The sequence below is a fragment of the Bacillus sp. FJAT-29814 genome (assembly GCF_001510715.1).
Taxonomy (GTDB): Bacteria; Bacillota; Bacilli; order Bacillales; family Cytobacillaceae; genus Neobacillus.
On sequence record NZ_LMTJ01000008.1, the window covers coordinates 490,985 to 510,929 of the forward strand.

Sequence of the window (19,945 nt, forward strand, 5' to 3'; positions counted from 1 at the left end):
GAAGTCAGTGGGAAAAATAGCATTTGTGTTTCCCGGCCAAGGTTCACAGGCAGTTGGAATGGGCAAGGATTTGGCTGATAAGTATCCGGAGGTAATGGGGTATTTTCAAAGGGCTGATGATGCGCTTCAATTTCCGTTAAGTCATTTGATTTTTGCGGGGCCTAAAGAAGAGCTGACTCTGACCTACAATACACAGCCGGCATTATTAACAACAAGTATCGCTATATTAACACATTTTGTAAAATCAGGGGTTACTGCTGATTATGTCGCCGGGCATAGCCTTGGGGAATACTCGGCACTTGTAGCTGCTGGCGTTCTCAGCTTTGAAGATGGGGTTATGGCCGTCCGGAAAAGGGGAGAATTCATGGAGCATGCCGTTCCGAATGGTGAGGGCTCAATGGCCGCGGTTTTGGGGCTCGACCGGGATAAATTGGCTGCAGTGACTCATGAGGTTACAGAATCCGGACACATAGTGGCATTAGCGAATTTAAATTGTCCGGGGCAAATTGTTATATCCGGTACAAGACAAGGCGTGGAAACAGCAGGAGGAAAAGCGAAGGAAGCGGGAGCAAAACGGGTCCTGCCCCTTGAAGTAAGTGGACCGTTCCATTCCCCGTTGATGAAACCAGCCGCCGGACAGCTGCGGGAGGTTTTGGATGGAGCGAAAATGAACGACGCCAATATTCCTGTCGTAGTCAATGTGAGCGCCGAACCGGTTACTTCCGCTCCGGATATTAAGGATAAATTGATTGAACAACTCTATTCTCCGGTATTATGGGAGGATTCTGTCCAAAAAATGATCGCCCTCGGTGTCGATACCTTTATCGAAATCGGACCCGGAAAGGTATTATCGGGATTAATAAAGAAAATTGACAAAACAGTAAAAACCTATTCTGTCTCCGATGAAGAAACCGCTCTTGGTGTCATCGAAGCGTTGAAGGAGGAAAACCGATGAATTTGGAAGGGAAAGCGGCGCTGGTAACAGGTGCATCAAGAGGAATTGGGCGGGAGATTGCCCTTGAGCTCGCCAGACAGGGTGCCAATGTTGCCGTAAATTTTGCCGGCAGTGAAGCAAAGGCAAATGAAGTCGTTGACGAAATCAAGGCCTTGGGAAGAGATGCTTTTACGGTGAAATGCGATGTGGCCAATCCTGATGAAGTGACGGATATGGTGAAAACGGCGGTAGACCGTTTTGGCCGGCTCGATATTGTCGTCAATAATGCTGGAATCACTCGCGACAACCTATTGATGAGAATGAAAGAGCAGGAATGGGATGATGTCATCAATACGAACCTAAAGGGAGTCTTCCTTGTAACCAAGGCGGTTACGCGGCAATTGATGAAACAGCGAAGTGGTAGAATCATTAATATTACCTCCGTAGTCGGCGTAAGCGGGAATCCCGGACAGGCTAACTATGTGGCCGCCAAAGCAGGTGTTATCGGCTTGACAAAAACAACAGCCAAAGAACTGGCATCACGGAATATTACCGTAAACGCGATTGCACCTGGCTTTATTACAACCGATATGACGGATCAATTGCCGGAAGATGTCAAAGCGGAGATGTTGAAGCAGATACCGTTGGCAAGACTAGGAGAGCCAAAAGATATCGCAAAGATGACAGCCTTCCTTGCTTCAGACGATGCATCCTATATCACTGGTCAGACACTCCATATTAATGGCGGCATGGTGATGTAAGTTGTCTATCTATAAATTTATCTATATAATAGCTTGAGGGGAGGTGAAGTGAGAATGGCAGAAGTATTAGAACGTGTTACAAAAATCATCGTTGACCGTTTGGGCGTTGAGGAATCTCAAGTGACTCTTGAAGCTTCCTTTAAAGATGATTTAGGTGCCGATTCCCTTGACGTAGTGGAACTAGTTATGGAATTGGAAGATGAATTCGATATGGAAATTTCCGACGAAGATGCTGAAAAGATTGGTACAGTTGGCGACGCTGTTAACTACATACAAAGTCAAAAGTAATCTTGTTGGAATAATTCTTAAAGCTCCGTTTTCAAACGGGGCTTTTTTAAGGTAGAATAGAACTTGGTGCTCCTTTTGGAGGCCAAGTTTCTTTACGTATAAACAAGGTTATACTTTTAACAGTGTAAATCAGATACAAGGTGGAGAATGTAATGCGCAAGAATGGGAATGAAAAAGATTTTAACTATCGCGCAAAAGACAAACAATTTAAGGAATTTCAGCAAGAATTAAATATTATTTTTGACAATGAAAAATTGTTGAGGCAGGCTTTTACCCATTCATCCTATGTGAATGAGCATCGCAGAAAACCTTTTGAAGATAATGAACGGCTCGAGTTTTTGGGGGATGCCGTTCTCGAACTGACCATTTCACATTTTCTTTTTAATAAATACCCTACCATGACCGAAGGGGAACTGACAAAGCTTCGGGCGGCCATTGTTTGCGAACCATCGCTCGTTGCCTTCGCAAATGAGCTTGGATTTGGCCGCTTGATCCTGCTGGGCAAAGGGGAGGAAATGACGGGCGGAAGAGAACGTCCTGCCCTGCTTGCCGATGTGTTTGAGGCATTTATCGGCGCCTTATATTTGGATAAAGGAATGGAAATGGTCATTAAATTTCTTGAGAAGGTTGTTTTTCCGAAAATTAATGCCGGTGCTTTTTCTCATGTGATGGATTTTAAAAGCCAATTGCAGGAACTGGTTCAGCGCGACGGGACCGGTGTGATTGAATATAGCGTCCTCCAGGAAAAAGGCCCTGCCCATAACAAGGAATTTGTTTCCAAGGTAACCTTAAACGGGGAAGAACTGGGAATAGGAACAGGCAGGTCAAAGAAGGAAGCGGAGCAGCATGCTGCCCAAATGGCTTTAGGTGTATTAAAAAACAATCAGCATAGAAAATGACAAAATGGAACTGGAGAGATCCCGGGCATTTTAGGGAGGATTAACAATGTTTTTGAAACGGTTGGACATTATTGGCTTTAAATCATTTGCCGATCGCATAGGTGTAGATTTTGTCCCCGGCGTAACCGCGGTAGTCGGGCCAAACGGGAGCGGCAAAAGTAATATTACCGATGCCATCCGCTGGGTTTTAGGCGAGCAATCTGCCAAATCACTTCGAGGAAGCAAAATGGAGGATATTATTTTTGCCGGCAGTGATTCGAGAAAAGCGTTGAACTATGCCGAAGTGACTTTGACTTTGGATAATCAGGACCAGGGTCTGGCGCTTGATTACAATGAAGTTAGTGTGACCAGACGGGTGACACGTGCGGGGGAAAGCGAATTTTTAATTAATAAGCAGCCTTGCCGGTTAAAGGATATCATTGACTTGTTCATGGATTCCGGACTTGGAAGAGAAGCATTTTCAATCATTAGCCAAGGAAAAGTAGAGGAAATTTTAAATAGCAAAGCAGAAGACCGCCGGACAATTTTCGAAGAGGCAGCCGGTGTATTAAAATATAAAAACCGCAAGAAAAAGGCGGAACAAAAGCTTACAGAAACGCAGGACAATTTAAATCGTGTCCATGATATTCTTCATGAACTCGAAGGGCAGGTCGAGCCATTAAAGATGCAGGCATCAATGGCCAAGGACTATTTGGAAAAAAAGCAAGAGCTAGAAAAATTTGAAGTGGCCTTGACGGTTTATGAAATCGAAGATCTTCATCAAAAATGGGAAGCACTTTCGAAACAGCTTGAAGAGCATCAGCAGGAAGAACTGAGGCTGTCATCAGAATTGCAGTTGAAGGAAGCTAAAATCATCGAGACGCGGGACCAAATTGCCGCCTTGGACGAATCCATCACCGACCTGCAGAATGTTCTGCTTCATGCCAGTGAAGAGTTGGAAAAGCTTGAGGGACGTAAGGAAGTTTTAAAAGAACGGAAGAAAAATGCGGCACAAAACAAAGAGCAGCTCATCCAATCCATTGCGGAATTAACAGAAAAAATTATTTTACTGGAGAAAAATCGGGAAGTGCAGCAGCATACCGCTGACGAACTGGAAAAACAAGTAAGCGCACTTCTTGCCCAATTAAAGGAAAAACAGGACAAACTGCTGTTATTTACCGAAAATTTGGATGAGAAAATTGAAAATCTGAAAAGTGAATACATTGATTTGCTCAATGATCAGGCTGGCACAAAAAATGAATTAAAGCATATCGGTGAACAACTCCAGCAGCAGGAACGAAGAAGTGCCAGGCTTGACGAAGAAAATGAAAAATTCCTTAAGGAACGGGAAACGGTCCAAGCGGGTAAGCAGAAAGTGCAGACGGCACTTGATGATCTCCGGAAGCAACTGGAGCAACAGGTAGTCCATTATCGCGAGCAGCAGCGCAAACTTGAGAGTACAAAAAGTAATTATCAAAAGCAGGAAAAAACGCTATATCAAGCCTATCAGCTAATCCAACAGGCAAAGTCTCGTAAAGATATGCTTGAGGAGATGGAAGAAGATTATTCCGGCTTCTTCCAGGGTGTAAAAGAGGTATTAAAAATGCGCGGCACCAAGCTTCGCGGCATCGAAGGCGCTGTAGCGGAACTTGTCTCTGTTCCTAAACAATACGAAGCTGCCCTGGAAACAGCATTCGGCGGCGCCCTGCAGCATATTGTTGTGGATACCGAGGAAAATGCCCGAGGCGCCATTCAATACCTAAAACAGCATTCATATGGACGCGCCACCTTTTTGCCGCTTAGCGTGATCAAGGGGCGGCCGCTCTCTTCTGCCCAGGCTACATTAATTCAACATCATCCGTCATTTATTGGAACAGCGGTCAGCCTGATTGGATTTGACCCCAAGTATACTGAGATTATGAACAACCTTCTCGGGAATGTTGTAATCACAAAAGATTTAAAGGGCGCCAACGAAATGGCAAAGCTTTTGCAGTACCGGGTCCGTCTGGTTACGGTAGATGGTGATGTCGTCAATCCGGGCGGTTCGATGACAGGGGGAGCAGCTAAGCAAAAATCCTCGTCGCTATTATCAAGAAAAGGGGAGCTAGAGGATTTAAAAGCAAAGCTTGTCATCATGGAGGAACAAACCGCTGGCCTGGAGCAAAGTGTCAAAAGCCTTAAAGAAGCGGTCCGCATCGCCGAGTCAAAGCTGGAGGAAATCAGAAGAACCGGGGAAGAGCTGCGGCTTAGTGAACAGTCAATCAAAGGCGAACTTCGGGAAGCGGAGTTGGAGGAAAAAAACCTGAATGAACGCCTGGCGATCTATGACTTGGAAAAAGAGCAAATCGAAGCTGAGCGTAACCGGTTATCGCAAAGAGAAGCGCAAAATTTGCAAGCAATGGAAGCATACCAAACTGCCATCGCCGATTTAGACAGGCAAATCAGCGCACTCACCGAACAGAAATCCAAAGATTTAACATCAAAGGAAACCATCACCTCGGAAATAAATGAACTTAAGATTGAATTTGCCTCGAAAAACGAACAGCTGACAAATGCCAACGAACGCCTTGGACTGACGATCAACGGTCTCGAGGAAAGCAGGAAGAAGTTGGCCATTCTTGAGGAGGATTTACAGCTATTAACCTCAGAAATGACAAATAGCTCCACCGGCGAGGATCAGTTGGAGGAAGCGGCAAAGAGAAAACAGCAGGATAAAGAGGCAACCCTTCAGCTAATTGCTGCAAGGCGGGAGGAACGGCTTGCGCTTCAAGGGCAATTGGAAGATGTTGAACTCGAGGTTAAAGAATTGAAACGGCTTCATAAGGGTCTGACCGTTGTGTTGAAGGATGAGGAAGTAAAAATGAACCGCCTGGATGTGGAGCTGGAAAACAGATTGGCACATCTTCGCGAGGAATATTTATTAACCTATGAGGGGGCCAAGGAACAATACCCGCTGACCGTGACGGTCGATGAGGCGCGGAAAAAGGTCAAATTAATCAAGCTTGCGATTGACGAACTTGGCAATGTCAATCTTGGGGCGATTGAGGAATATGAGCGGGTTTCCGAGCGCTATGAGTTTTTGAATGAACAAAAGGCCGACCTCCAGGAAGCCAAGGATACGCTGTTTATGGTCATAGAAGAAATGGATGAAGAAATGAAAAAACGTTTCAAGGGGACCTTTGACGGCATCAGGGAACACTTTGAGCCAGTGTTCCGTGCGCTTTTCGGTGGCGGGCGTGCGGACCTGATATTGACCGATTCGGAGGACTTATTAAACACAGGTGTCGAAATCGTTGCCCAGCCACCGGGGAAAAAGCTCCAGAATCTTGGGCTCTTATCAGGCGGAGAACGTGCATTAACGGCGATTGCCCTATTGTTTTCCATTTTAAAGGTCCGGCCCGTGCCATTTTGCATTCTTGACGAGGTCGAGGCTGCGCTTGATGAAGCCAATGTCTACCGGTTCAGCCAATATCTCAAGCGTTATAGCTCGGAAACGCAATTTATCGTGATTACCCATCGCAAAGGGACAATGGAAGAGGCAAATGTCCTCTATGGTGTCACGATGCAGGAGTCGGGGGTATCCAAGCTTGTATCCGTCCGCCTGGAGGATACGAGGGAACTTGTTGAATCATAGTTAAAGGAAGTGTAAGCATGAGCTTTTTTAAGAAATTAAAAGATAAAATCACCAAATCGACAGATTCTGTTACAGAGAAATTCAAAGAAGGACTCACGAAAACTCGTGACAGCTTTTCTGGCAAGGTCAATGACCTGATTGCCAGATACCGTAAAGTCGATGAGGATTTCTTTGAAGAATTGGAAGAAATCTTAATCCAGGCTGATGTCGGTTTTGAAACGGTAATGGAGCTGATTGATGAACTGAAAACGGAAGTGAAACGCCGTAACATTCAGGATCCAGCAGAAGTTCAAAGTGTCATCTCCGAAAAGCTGGTTGAAATCTATAATGCTGGTGAGGGACAATCATCAGCTTTGAACATCCAGCAGGATGGCTTGACGGTAATCCTGTTTGTTGGAGTCAATGGGGTCGGTAAAACAACGACCATCGGAAAGCTGGCCCATAAATTTAAAGCCGAAGGCAAGTCCGTTTTGTTGGCTGCCGGTGATACGTTCCGTGCCGGAGCCATTGACCAACTCGAGGTTTGGGGCGACAGAGTCGGAGTTGAGACGATCAAGCAGGCTGAAGGCTCCGACCCAGCCGCCGTCATGTTTGATGCGATACAGGCGGCAAAATCTCGGAAAGCTGATATTTTGCTATGTGACACGGCGGGAAGACTGCAAAACAAAGTGAATTTGATGAAGGAACTGGAAAAAGTCAAGCGTGTCATCGAACGCGAGGTGCCCGGTGCGCCACATGAAGTATTGCTTGTACTAGATGCAACAACAGGGCAAAATGCCCTAATTCAGGCGAAAACCTTCAAAGAAGCCACCAATGTCAGCGGAATTGTCCTGTCCAAGTTAGATGGAACCGCAAAAGGCGGAATTGTCCTTGCCATCCGGAACGAACTAAAAATCCCGGTTAAATTCGTCGGCCTTGGCGAAAAGATGGATGATCTCCAAGAATTTGATGCGGAGAAATACGTGTACGGCCTATTTGCTGAACAAGTAGAAAAAAGCGAATAAAGCATGTTAACGAAAACAGCAGCCAATGGACTGCTGTTTTTTTGTAAAACTGATTGCTTTTTATTGGTAGAAGTGTAAAAATACACTAAAGAGAGTGCGAAAAATTCTTAAAAGAATGGTAGTGTAATAGGTCCATTTTTTCGTCTACAAATATGGAAGGATTAAAGGGGGAATTGATTTGCTAAAAAAACAGATTGCAATCATAGTATTATTTTGCCTGTCATTCATGGCTTTTGCGGTTTACGATGCCGAAGCAGCAAGCAGCAGCATAAAAATATCCGTCAAAGAGGGCTTTGATGGGAAAATCAAAAGCGGACGCGGCTTTCCTGTTCAAGTGACAGTTGAAAACAACGGTGAAGATTTTTCGGGGGATCTTCTTTTCAACTTTGCTGTAACGTATAATTCCAGCGGAGCAAAGGTTTTATCTATTGATGTGCCAAAAGGAAGCAAAAAAACATATTCGCTGTCATTACCGGCGTATTCCGAGGAATTTTATAATAACAATCAAATAAAACAATCAATTTTTCTGTATAAAGGGAGCTGGAAGGACGGCAAGGAGACAGCTTTCGTTGGGAAAAAAATCCTGTCACCAAAGTATATTGACCCTGCATACAGGACTATCGGATTGTTAAGTGAAAATCCCGACCGTTTGAAAGAATTAAAGGTGCAAGCGTCAGGAAGTCAACTTGAACCGATAATCCTGGCAGAAGAGATGCTCCCTCATGACGAACTAGGCCTTGATACCCTGGATTACATAGTCATTGATGAGTTTGCGGTCGCGAAGCTAAAAGAAACACAGCAGCAAGCCTTGTTGAATTGGGTGAAAAATGGCGGCAGATTAATTGTCGGCGCTACTCCCAATGCGATCGGCAGCTATGGAGCACTTTACAAGGAATTTCCAATGAAATCAGAACGGGAGGCAGTGGCAGATACCCAGTTCTTAAAAGCGCCTGAAACATTGGAATTTAACACCTTGCCGGTCTTTGTCGGTGAGGTGAAGCCTGAGGCAAATGTATCTGCTACCAGCGGAGATTTGCCGATGATTGTACATAAAGGCTATGGAGCCGGTGAAATTTGGCAAACAGCCTTTTCGCTTGGGGACGAGCCATTAGCCTCTTGGAACTATTACGGCCGCTGGTTTGCTCAAAGCCCGATGCTTGGCGTGCAAATGAATAACCAATCGCCAAAGATGTATCAGAACCAGTTTGAGATGCTCTATAACGAATTTGCCGAAGTCAATCAATATTTTGCTTCCACCCAATTTTCTGCCGGGCAGATTAGCTTGTTTTTATTGCTTTACCTGCTCCTTATTTCTCCAATTCTGTATTTTACGCTAAAAAGACTGGATAAACGCGAACATGCCTGGTGGGTCATTATTGGGTTTGCGGTTATATCATCAATTGGAATTTTCGCAGTGGGTGCAAAGGACCGGATTGCCAAGCCACAAATCAATCAGACAGGGATTTATCAGGCGGAAAATGGCCATTTGACCGGTCTCGAGGCGGTCACGTTTCTTTCCAATACCGGAGGTGACTATGAGCTGACTTTTTCAAAAGGTAAATTCTATGGGGTTCCCAGCTCGTCGATGATGTCGGCCGGAGATGGCAAGCGCTATGCAATCCTAGAAAATGCGAGGAAAGAGAGCAAAGTGACGTTTCCGAATGTGGAATATTGGTCGACAAGGAGCTTTTTCGGCAGGGCGAGCAAACAGAATGCCGGAAAATTCGTTTTAAACTTAAGCTTAAAGAATAAACAGCTTTCAGGAACGATCGTCAATCAGTTTCCTTACGACTTTGATGAACTATTCATTTGGTCGGGGACAAAAAAACTTAGTCTTGGTCCGCTAAAAAGCGGTGAAACGTTAACAGTAAATGAAACTTTACAGCAAGATTATCTCGCAGGTCCTTACAATCAGATGTTCCAATATATGATGCCGGCTTCACCAAATGATGTCAAGCGCCTAAAAAAGGAAAGGATGGAGTACGGAGCAATTGAATTCCTTTATAATTCCTCGTCACAAGGCAATCAGCCGATTCTTTATGGCTTTTCAAAAGCATCTGTTATTGAAGCGGATATTGCAGCGAAAAAGGAAGCGAAAAATGGCATCAGCTTAATCTATCAGCCGATGGATATCAAAACAGAACTGTCGGGTTCTTTTACGGTCAAAGACGATATGCTTCGACGTCATATCAATATCATCCGTGGGACCCTTTTTAATGACATGGGCGGGGTCCAAAATGAAATGGAAATGGATGATGGAGAATATGAGTATGTGCTTCAGGTTCCCAAGCAGTTAACAGAACAAAAGCCAAACATCCATGAATTGGGAATCGTCTGGTATGGCGGTAATGTTGCTTACTCAATAAAAAACCAGGCAACGGGTGAATTTATGCCATTGCCGGATATGAAAACGGCGATTACAGAGCAATTGGAGAATTATATTTCAAATGAAGGGGAAATCGTGATCAAATTGATTAAAACGGGACAAGGTGACCCTCGGGTAAGGATGCCGGCGCTGTCGATAAAGGGGGAAATCAACTCATGATTGAAATCATAAATCTGACAAAAAAATATGGGAAATTTACTGCGCTCGATTCATTGAATTTAACGATTGAAAAAGGCACTGTCTTTGGGTTTGTCGGACAAAATGGCGCTGGTAAATCGACTACCTTTTCTATTTTGGCAACCCTGCTTTCTCCAACCTCGGGTACCGCTTATATTAATGGTTATAATATTTCGAAGGATCCTAAACAGGTTCGCAGCCAGATTGGCTATATGCCGGATTTCTTTGGTGTTTACGACCAGTTGAAGACGGTCGAATATTTGGATTTCTACGGCGCCAGTTATGGCCTGAGCCAAAATGAGCGGCAAAAGTTGATCCCACAGCTGTTGGAATTGGTGAATTTGTCCCATAAACAAGATTCCTATGTTGATGTTCTCTCAAGAGGGATGAAGCAAAGACTCTGTCTTGCAAGATCATTGATTCATGACCCGGAAGTTTTAATTCTCGATGAACCCGCTTCCGGGCTTGATCCAAGAGCGAGAGTGGAGATGCGAGAAATTTTAAAAGAGTTAAAGCATATGGGCAAAACCATTTTGATTTCTTCGCATATTTTGCCCGAACTGGCGGAAATGTGCGATACGATTGGAATCATCGACCAAGGAAGGTTGGTGGCCGAAGGTTCAGTATCAGACATCCAGCAGAGGTTGAAGGGTGAAAAGTTGATTATTGTAAAGCTTTATGGCGGTGTTGACAAGGCCATCCGTTTTTTCGAGGACCAGCACCTCGTCAGCAAATTAACCAAACGGGACGACGGCGTGACGCTAGAGTTTCTCTTCAAAGGAAATGCCGAAGAGCAGGTTGGACTGCTAAAAGCCGCTCTGATGCAGGATATTGCCATCATCAGCTTTTCGGAAATGGAAACGAACCTTGAAGATGTGTTTATGGAGATAACAAAAGGGGTGGAGCTTTCATGAGAAATCTGTTTCTAAATCCAGTCATGAATAAGGAATTTAAGCTGAGGTTTCGCTCTTTTAAAAGCTTTCTAGGGCTTGCCTTTTACTTGCTCGCCCTGACTATCCTGATTGTCGGGTTTATCTATCTGCAAACGCAAAATTCGCCGATGGGATTATTTCGGCCTGATCAGAGCAGGGAGATGTTTATGCTTCTTGCCTTTATCCAATTGGGTTTAATTCTGTTTATTACTCCCGGGTTAACGGCTGGAGTGATAAGTGGTGAGCGGGAAAAACAGACATTGAATATATTATTGACGACGAACCAAAGCTCCACCAGCATTATTTTCGGAAAGCTGGTTTCATCCATCTCTTTCTTATTGTTGATGATTATTGCAAGCATGCCGATTTACAGTATTGTTTTCTTATTCGGCGGCATATCTCCGGGGCAGGTTTTATTGATACTTATTTTTTATATATTTACGATTCTAGTATTTGGGAGCATCGGTATCTTTTTCTCGACTATTGTCAGAAGAACCATCATCGCCATGGTCAGTACCTACGGGGTTGCACTGTTTCTGATCGGCGGAACCGCGTTTTTATTTACCATTTCTATGGCGGTCAATTCTATGGGCGCGATGCCGGCAAACAATCCAGTCGCCTATTTTTTTGCGATGCTGAATCCGGGGTTCATTCTCTTTGGTTTTCTGGAGCCTAATGCCTTTAATGAATTATCCAATCAAATTGGATTTGGAATCGATGTTCCGTTATGGGCAGCCTATCTTGTATCCTATTCGCTTATATTTATCATCATGATTGTTGTTAGTATCCAAAAGCTTCGGCCCAATATGAAAGTAAAATCGGAAGCGTGAGGATGAGGGCGATGGAAGAGCAAAAAATGTATTATCAGCTGTTGAAACCGGTGCGGCGCCAGCTGTTATTCCAGAAAACTAGTGTCGAAATCCAATATTGGCTGACAGCTTCTGCAGCTTTTGTTGTGATCATCTTAACCACGGCAAGGATGATGGTGGTTCCATTCTATCATCTGTTCATTTGGGTTGGCTGTTTTCTCCTACTCATTGTCCACGGATTCCGTTTCTGGCGGAATCGGCCAGGCTGGAGGGAGGCCGCCATGGTATTTAATCGATACATTCCTGATGACCGGGTAATCACAGCGCTATCGTTTATCGACAGTGATGGCATTCTTGAAAAATTACAGCTTAAAGAAGCGTTAACTTGTATGAAACGGGAGCAGCATCGGGTCCTATCGAGAAAGCAAAGCTTTTTTTTGCCAAAATGGCTGTTCTTGGCGGTACTGCTTGTCACTGCTGCTGCGCTGATTGCTTCGCTTCCAAACGATAACCTTAAGATGGCGGCGAAAAAGGAAACGGAGATAAAGGTAATGAAAAAGGTCAAAAAGGAATTGGCCGAAAAAACAGCACAGGAAAAGATAGGGGAAAAGAAAAAAGCGCTGGAACAAGCCCAGAAAATCATCACGCAGAATCCCGACCCGCTAAAAGCCCTTGAGCAACTGGCAAAGCAGAAAAAAGAACTGGAGTTAAAAGCGTTAAAGGAACAAGAAAAACAAGAAAAACTTGAGGCCTGGAAGCAGGAACTGAAAAACAATGATTTGGCAAAAATGGCAGCCGCTTTACAAGAAAAGGACATTGAAAAAATCAGACAGGAACTGGAACAATTAAACAAGAACTATAACTCGTTAACCGAGGGTCAAAAAAAGGCAATCGCAAAAATGTCCGGAATCGATAAAAAATTGTCGGAACAGGAACTGACAGAGCTGGCGAAAAAAATTTCCGAGGGTCTTAACGCCGAAACCGTCCAAAAACAATTAGTGGCAGCGCAAAACGCCATCACTACAGCAGAAAAAAGCCTTCAGGGTGAACTTGCCGCAAAAGGACTTTCGCCAAATCAGCTTGCTTCAAATCAAGCATCAGGTAAAAATCCCTCAGGGCCATCAGGTAAAAATGACCAACCGCAAACAGGTGCCTCCGGCCAAGGTCAAGGCCAGCAAGGAACCGGCAATGGCCAGCAACCCGGAAATGGTTCGGAAACAGGAAGTGGTTCGGGCAATGGCAATGGGAGCGGGACAGGTTCGGGTTCCGGAAGCGGCCAAGGCTCGGGGACAGGAACTGGCAGTGGTGCTGGGCTTGGACCCGGTTCGCGTCAGCTTCTGACAATTCCGGAGAAACAGTCTGGAAAAACCAATCTTGAAACCGATAAAGGAACACTATCCGGCGGCAGCGCGGCTGAACAATACGAGGGGAACGGACCAATATTACCGGGTCAGCTTCGTCCGTACCAAGATGTGTATAGCAGTTATCTGGATGCTTACCGAAATAGTCAGGATCGTGTAAAACTACCAGCTGATTTGGAGGAAATCGTTAAGAACTATTTTCTATCGCTGGATCCAAATAGGGAGTGACGAAATTGTCTCAACTAAAGGAGAAAGAAAATCAATTTATTACTGCAGCTGAACAATTAAATAGTGTAAAAAAAGAGTTAAAGAGTTTTATTGTTGGTCAGGAAGAGGTAATCGACCAAGTGCTTTGGAGCATTTTTTCCGGGGGACATGCCTTGCTTGAGGGATTGCCCGGGCTCGGTAAAACAATGCTGATCCGCTCCATCTCTGAATGTCTTGAATTATCTTTTCGGCGAATCCAGTTCACTCCAGATTTAATGCCGTCCGATATTACCGGTACAATGATTCTTCAGCCTGGGAACGACGGAAGGCAGGAATTTGCTTTTCACGAAGGTCCACTGTTTGCCAATATTATTTTGGCGGACGAAATAAACCGGGCGACCCCGAAAACACAAAGCGCCTTGCTCGAGGCAATGGCTGAACAAACGGTTACGGTGATGGGGAGCACAAAACAGCTCGCCAAACCATTCTTTGTGCTGGCAACCCAAAACCCGATCGATATGGAGGGAACGTACCCGCTCCCGGAAGCGCAAATGGACAGGTTTATTTGCAAAATTCACGTTGATTATCCGTCCAAAGAAGAATTAAGAGAAATCGCCTTAAGAACAACAGGCACAACTGTTCCGAAATTATCAAAAGTGTTGGGAATAAGCGATGTCTTGCTGATTCAACAGCTTTCCAAAGAAATTCTTGTTTCGGAAGATATCCTTAATACGGCAGTATCCATCATTGCTGCGACCCACCCTGCTTTAGTGGAAGCTCCGTTACGAGTAAAACAATATGTCGAGTATGGAAGCGGGCCACGAGGGCTGCAAGGCCTGCTGCAAATGGCGAAAACACGGGCATTATTTGCAGGCAGATACCATGTCGCCATCGGGGATATCAAGCAGACAGCAGTTCCTGTGTTAAGACATCGTCTCTTATTAAACTTTGAAGGAGAGGCGAGTGGTGTATCAACTGATGAGTTGATTGCGGAAATCGTTGAGACCGCTGGTCAGGATGGGGACAGTCGATGACAGCCGTCGGTTCAGCATTGCTCTCCAGGCTGGAACAGCTCAGGTTTGCCGCCAAAACACGGCGCCGCGGCAGCCATAATGGCAGAAGAACGGCTGCTAAATTTGGTTCCTCCCTCGAGTTCTCCGATTTTCGTCTGTATCAGCCAGGGGATGATGTGAGGCAGATCGATTGGAATATTTATGGCCGGACCCAGAAGCATTATATTAAAAGATTTCTGGATGAACAGGAATTAGCCATTACGATTTTTTTGGACACTTCCAACTCGATGGCGGCGGTGGAAACAAAGTGGCAAAGGGCAAAAGACTTGGCTGCCGCCTTCAGTTACATTGCTCTAAATGCCGAAGACCGACTCTCGTTTATACCGGTGTCATCGCATCCAGTTAACAAGGTGACCAGAAAGGGCTCTGTTTATGGAAAAAGTGTCTTTTATCAAATTCAACAGCTGACAAAGCAAGAGTCTCCCGGGTCATTTGCGGAAAACTTGCCCAAGAGTGCATTAAAAAACAATCAGCTTGCCTTGGTGATTACCGATGGACTTGAGCCAATACCTCACTTTGAAGCATTATTTCACCTGATTGCTGCGGCAAAACAGGAGGTAAAGTTGATCCAGCTATTAAGTAGACAAGAACTGGAGCCTGACTATGCCGGTGATCTTAAGCTGATCGATAGTGAAACAAATGAAGAGGTAAATGTGACGGTTAATGAGTTGATCATCGAAAAATTTCAAAAGCGTTTGAAAGAACATAACGGCCAGCTTGAGTCATTATGCCAGCGGTTCGGCTTTCAATATGTGCTGACAACAGATGATGCCGACCTGATGAAATTTCTCTTTCATGAATGTAAGGCGAAAAAAATGCTTTGTTAATGAGGTGATAAAAATGAATTTTGCCAATCCGATTTTTTTTAGCCTGGTCGTTTTTATCGCCTTCGTCGTCGTTTTATACTTTTTCCGCAAGCAATATCAGGCCGTGATGAACCCATCAAACCTTTTGTGGCAGCAGGCAATGAACGAATGGAAAGCAAGCCCCTGGCTTCAAAAACTGCAGCAAAACCTTTTGTTTTGGCTGCAGATTATCGCCCTAACCCTTTTAATGCTGTCATTAGCCAAGCCGGTTTGGTTTTCAAAGGGAGTGGAAGGGGAGCAGATTATTTGGATTGTCGATACCTCGGCTACGATGTCTGCTATAAGTGAAAATCATTCAGCTCTAGATGAAGCAAAACGAGAGATGAAGCAAATGGCTGGGCGTCTCAAGTCTCAAGAGGTCACGATCATTAAGGCGGGGGAAAAGCCTGCCATCCTGTTGAATCGGGAAATGAATCCCACCGTGATTGGGCGGACAATTGACAATTTGTCCGTGACTTATGAGCATGAAAATATCGACAAGGCCGTCCGACTCGCGGAATCATTAGTGGCAAAACAAGAAACGGTTATCCATATCTTTACAGACTCTTTCAAGCGGGAAAGCTTGGAGACAAGCCTTAATGAAGTCGCATATGAAATTCATAATAGCCAAGTCATCCAGGATAATATTGCAGTCCTGTCATTTGGGGTGGCACAAAAAGAAAACGGGATATCCGCCCTTGCTGTTTTGGAAAACCAAGGAAAAGAGCCAAAAACCTTTCCTTTCACTGTTAAAAGTGAGGGCACCGTGGTATTTCAACAACAGGTTACCGCGGCCCCGGGTGAACAACTAGTCATCAATATCCCAGATTTGCCGCAGCGCAAATTTTATCAGGCAAAAATTCAGACAAGCGACCATTATGCTGCTGATAATGAACAAACCGCAGTTTATTTTAACTTGAGCCCTGATGTTTTTGCTGTAGGAGAAGTGAATCCCTTCTTCATAAAAGGGCTGGAGACTTTAGGAATTAAGGTGACTCAGCTTGACAGTTCTAAAGAGGTGGAGGTTCCAAAAACAGGGGTCATGATTGCTGAAGGGCTGAAGCGTGAAAAACTGCCTAATTTGCCGGTCATTTTTATTAACAATCCGAAAGAAACTGAAAGTTTAATTGAATTGAAGGACTCAATTGTTTCGATTGATTCACCTTTAACACAATATGTTGATACAAGCAAAACCTACATAAAATACGCTGCCAGCCCAATCGAGGGAAATTGGGATACGATAATGGATAGCGGCAGCCATCCGTTAATTCAGACAGGGAGCATCAATGGGCAGCCTGCGATTCTATTAAATTTTTCGCTTGAACATTCTGATTGGCCGCTGCAGCCCGGTTTTCCAATCTTTTTGTTTAACAGCTACCAGTGGTTGGCAAAGCAGACAGGTTTTCTCGGCTATTTTCAGCCCGGAGAGGTAAAGCGCCTCCAGCTTGGGGAAGGGCAGACAGCCTTGGAAGTGTTTAATGATGCGGGAAAAAATCTTTCATCATTTGATTTGGTCAAAGAAAATTTCACAGCCCCAGTTAAGCCAGGGGTCTATCAGGCTGTAACAGACGGGCAAATTTCCTATTTCACCGTGCAGCTAGACGACCGTGAAAAGAAGCTGCAGAGCGAGCCATCCTTCTCGCTCAAGAGCACAAAAACCGAAGGGAAAAAACAAGTGGTAACTGCAAATGATTCTATCTGGTTTTGGCTGGCAGCGATTGCATTAGTAATCCTTGCGTTAGAGTGGGAGGTGTATCGCCGTGGGTTTAGAGCTTAAATACCCATTCTTGTTACTTTTATTGATGCCCGCCTCCCTGCTTATTTATCGGTTTGCAAAACAAATATATAAATCTCGTACTACAGAAAAAGTGACAATTCTCAGCTTAAGGTCGGTCATTTTTTTTCTGCTGATTGCGGCTTTGGCGGTTCCGCAATTCCTTTTGCCGATAAAAGCGGAACCCATCGTTTTTCTCGTCGATCGCTCGGCCAGTTTCGAAGACAAGCAAGCGCAAATTCTCGATTGGCTGGATAAGAGCGTAGAAGCAAAGAAGGGTGAGCAAACTTATTCAGTCGTATCGTTTGCGGATGGAGCCGTCGTTGACCAGTCCTTTTCTATTAAAAAAAGGTCCATTGCCGAATTGACTGGAAAAATAAATAACGCCGAAACCAATTTGGAGGAGGGCATCGGTTTTGCATCTTCCTTACTGAGTAGCGAACAGGGCGGGCGGATCGTCCTGTTGACGGATGGAAATGAAACTGCAGGCACTGGTAAAGATGCTGCGAAGCTATTGAAAAATCAGAAGTTTGAGCTTGATTACGTCAAATTTAATCAATCATTTCGTGAGGATGCGGCCATAACAAAGCTTGATGTACCTCCTTCGCTATATGTAGGGGAACAGGTAAATATCACAGTCGCCGTCATCAGCAATACTGAAAAAATGGCCCAATTGCGGATTTCCTTAAACAATCAGGATATCCTTCAAGAACAAATCGCTGTGAAGGAGGGCCAAAACCAGTATAGTTTCGCATATCCGATTAAGGAACCCGGGATGGCCGTTTTTAAGGCTGAATTGGTTACAGATAAACAAGACGCCTTTATCGAAAATAACTCCCTTTATGCAGTTACTAATGTCAAGGGAACACCAAGGATCCTGGTAATCCAGGGAAAGCAGGATGATTCGCTGACAGAGATTCTCCAATCGGCCGGTTACGTCATCGACGAGCTTATTCCCGAAAAACTCCCAACTACCTTGGCAGGCATGCTCCAATATCAATCGATTATTTTTAACAATGTTTCGGGGACGAGGGTAAGCGAACTACAAATGAACTTAATCGAAAAAGCCGTTCAAGAATTTGGCACCGGGTTTCTGATGCTCGGCGGTGAAGACAGTTTTGGCCTTGGCGGCTATTTTAAGACCCCGATTGAAAAATTGCTGCCGGTTGATATGGATATTAAAGGAAAAAAAGAACTGCCCTCGCTTGGGCTGGTTATTGTCATTGACCGTTCTGGAAGCATGAGCGGCAATAAACTGACATTGGCCAAGGAAGCGGCGGCCAGGTCGGTAGATTTGCTAAGGGAAAAAGATACTTTGGGCTTTATTGCCTTTGACGACCGTCCTTGGGAAATCGTGGCAACGGCGCCGCTTGAGGATAAGAAGAAGGTGATAGAACAGATTCGATCTGTCTCAGTAGGAGGTGGTACGAACATTTATCCGGCTCTTGAAAAGGCTTTTCAGGAATTGCAGGATCTAAAGCTGCAGCGGAAGCACATTATTCTATTGACCGACGGGCAGTCAGCAGCGGGCGGTGATTATGAAGGACTGATCGAAGAGGGAAAACAGAACAATATAACCTTATCGACAGTTGCCCTCGGTACCGATGCGGACCGAAGGCTGTTGGAGGATTTGGCGCAGCAAGGGAGCGGTCGGTTTTATGATGTTACCGATGCTTCTGTCATTCCAAGCATCCTTTCCAGAGAGACCGTGATGACGACAAGAACGTATATTGAAGATAACCCATTCTATCCGATTGTGCAGCCATACCCGGAATGGACAGCATTTTTTAAAAATGGAATTCCAAAGATGAATGCCTATATTGCCGTAACCGCAAAAAATCGGGCACTTGTCCCGCTAATTAGTGAAAAAGAGGATCCGATTCTGGCTGAGTGGCAATATGGCTTGGGAACTACGCTTGCCTTTACATCGGATATGACGGGCAAGTGGTCGGGGGATTGGGCCCAGTGGCCAGAATGGCCGCAATTTATCAATCAGATGGTTTCCAAATCGCTTCCGCAATATGATAGCGAGCCGTTTCGGTACACGGTCAACAAGGAAAGCGGCAATACAGTCATTAACTTAAAGGGAACGGAAGGCCAATTTCTTCCACTTGAAGTATCTGTCGTCTCTCAAACAGGTACTGTAGTAGATGCTAGTGTAAAACCGACTGCACCTGGAGAATATGAAGTAATCTTTCCGAGTGAACCGGGGATGTACTTTTTACGGACAAAACAAACGTCAGGAGATGGGCAGGAACGTCTGTTTCAAACCGGTTTCTCTGTACCGTATTCGGATGAATATTTGTTAAAGGGGACCAATAATGGGCTGTTAAAAGAACTTGCGGACATTACAGGAGGCAAACAGCTTGCCTCCCCAAAAGAGGCGTTCCGCCCGTTAAAGGAACAGCCAAAGCGGAAAATGCCAATCAGCGAACAGCTGCTGCTTGCCGCGTTTCTATTGCTGGTTCTCGAAATCCTGATCCGACGGCTTGGATTTAAACCGTTTTATCCACTAATAGCCTTATTTAAGAATATCGTAAGGCAAAAGGTGGAAACAGAGAAGCCTTCGATCGGTCAGCTTGCAAACGTAAAAAACAACATAATAACTAGGCAGGAAAATAAAAGATTGATAAAACAGGACCCAGTTCCCGAAATGAAGCCTGACCTACCGCAACCACCGATGTCAGCTGCATCCGATAAGAAGAACAGGATTCCAGTCGTTTCACAGGAAGAAAAAGAAGCCCGGATGAAAAGGCTGCTTGAAGCAAAGAAGCGAAAGCGGTAAGATAGGAATCGCAGCAAGCTGGAGGATAAAGGGCCAGGAAAACCAGGTGTAAAGATATTTTCTTGACAGCCTGTATTGGACTGTGTAAACTACAATG

Annotated in this window: 14 protein-coding genes; all 14 read left to right on the forward strand. The window is 44.8% G+C overall.

The window, feature by feature from the left end; translation table 11 throughout:
- Positions 1-7 precede the first annotated feature (7 nt).
- The 14 genes from fabD (at position 8) to AR334_RS22730 (ending at position 19,848) form a co-directional block, all read left to right on the forward strand.
- On the forward strand, positions 8-955 hold the full coding sequence (gene fabD / locus AR334_RS22665; protein WP_066318440.1) for an ACP S-malonyltransferase: 948 nt from the start codon (positions 8-10) through the stop codon (positions 953-955).
- Positions 952-1,695 (forward strand): 3-oxoacyl-[acyl-carrier-protein] reductase, encoded by a 744-nt coding sequence (gene fabG, locus AR334_RS22670; protein WP_066318446.1) that lies wholly within the window; start codon positions 952-954, stop codon positions 1,693-1,695. The genes fabD and fabG overlap by 4 nt, the downstream gene beginning before the upstream one ends.
- 54 nt (positions 1,696-1,749) lie before the next feature.
- Complete coding sequence (gene acpP, locus AR334_RS22675) at positions 1,750-1,983, forward strand: acyl carrier protein (RefSeq protein ID WP_066318449.1); 234 nt, start codon at positions 1,750-1,752, stop codon at positions 1,981-1,983.
- Between the two features lie 152 nt (positions 1,984-2,135).
- Positions 2,136-2,882 carry a ribonuclease III gene (rnc, locus tag AR334_RS22680; RefSeq protein ID WP_066318453.1) on the forward strand — a complete coding sequence of 249 codons (747 nt, stop codon included), beginning with the start codon at positions 2,136-2,138 and terminating at the stop codon, positions 2,880-2,882.
- A 46-nt stretch (positions 2,883-2,928) separates the two neighbouring features.
- Positions 2,929-6,495: a chromosome segregation protein SMC gene (gene smc, locus AR334_RS22685; protein ID WP_066318457.1), complete on the forward strand. Its 3,567-nt coding sequence runs from the start codon at positions 2,929-2,931 to the stop codon at positions 6,493-6,495.
- A 17-nt stretch (positions 6,496-6,512) separates the two neighbouring features.
- Positions 6,513-7,499, forward strand: coding sequence for a signal recognition particle-docking protein FtsY (gene ftsY / locus AR334_RS22690; protein WP_066318461.1), 987 nt, complete (start codon positions 6,513-6,515; stop codon positions 7,497-7,499).
- A 178-nt stretch (positions 7,500-7,677) separates the two neighbouring features.
- A complete protein-coding gene (locus AR334_RS22695) occupies positions 7,678-10,044 on the forward strand; it encodes a hypothetical protein (RefSeq protein ID WP_066318463.1) in 2,367 nt (788 codons plus the stop codon).
- On the forward strand, positions 10,041-10,976 hold the full coding sequence (locus tag AR334_RS22700) for an ABC transporter ATP-binding protein (RefSeq protein WP_066318465.1): 936 nt from the start codon (positions 10,041-10,043) through the stop codon (positions 10,974-10,976). The genes AR334_RS22695 and AR334_RS22700 overlap by 4 nt, the downstream gene beginning before the upstream one ends.
- The gene (locus AR334_RS22705; protein ID WP_066318468.1) at positions 10,973-11,824 is read left to right on the forward strand and encodes an ABC transporter permease; all 852 of its coding nucleotides are present in this window, start codon (positions 10,973-10,975) and stop codon (positions 11,822-11,824) included. The genes AR334_RS22700 and AR334_RS22705 overlap by 4 nt, the downstream gene beginning before the upstream one ends.
- Positions 11,825-11,835: 11 nt before the next feature.
- Positions 11,836-13,392: a hypothetical protein gene (locus AR334_RS22710; RefSeq protein WP_156431363.1), complete on the forward strand. Its 1,557-nt coding sequence runs from the start codon at positions 11,836-11,838 to the stop codon at positions 13,390-13,392.
- A 5-nt stretch (positions 13,393-13,397) separates the two neighbouring features.
- Entirely contained in the window at positions 13,398-14,405 is a 1,008-nt protein-coding gene (locus AR334_RS22715) for a MoxR family ATPase (protein ID WP_066318477.1), read from the forward strand.
- Positions 14,402-15,271, forward strand: a complete 870-nt coding sequence (locus tag AR334_RS22720) for a DUF58 domain-containing protein (protein ID WP_066318478.1) — start codon at positions 14,402-14,404, stop codon at positions 15,269-15,271. Before AR334_RS22715 ends, AR334_RS22720 begins: the two co-directional genes overlap by 4 nt.
- A 13-nt stretch (positions 15,272-15,284) precedes the next feature.
- Complete coding sequence (locus tag AR334_RS22725; RefSeq protein WP_066318492.1) at positions 15,285-17,066, forward strand: BatA and WFA domain-containing protein; 1,782 nt, start codon at positions 15,285-15,287, stop codon at positions 17,064-17,066.
- Complete coding sequence (locus tag AR334_RS22730) at positions 17,050-19,848, forward strand: VWA domain-containing protein (RefSeq protein ID WP_066318493.1); 2,799 nt, start codon at positions 17,050-17,052, stop codon at positions 19,846-19,848. The genes AR334_RS22725 and AR334_RS22730 overlap by 17 nt, the downstream gene beginning before the upstream one ends.
- The last annotated feature ends 97 nt before the right edge of the window (positions 19,849-19,945 follow it).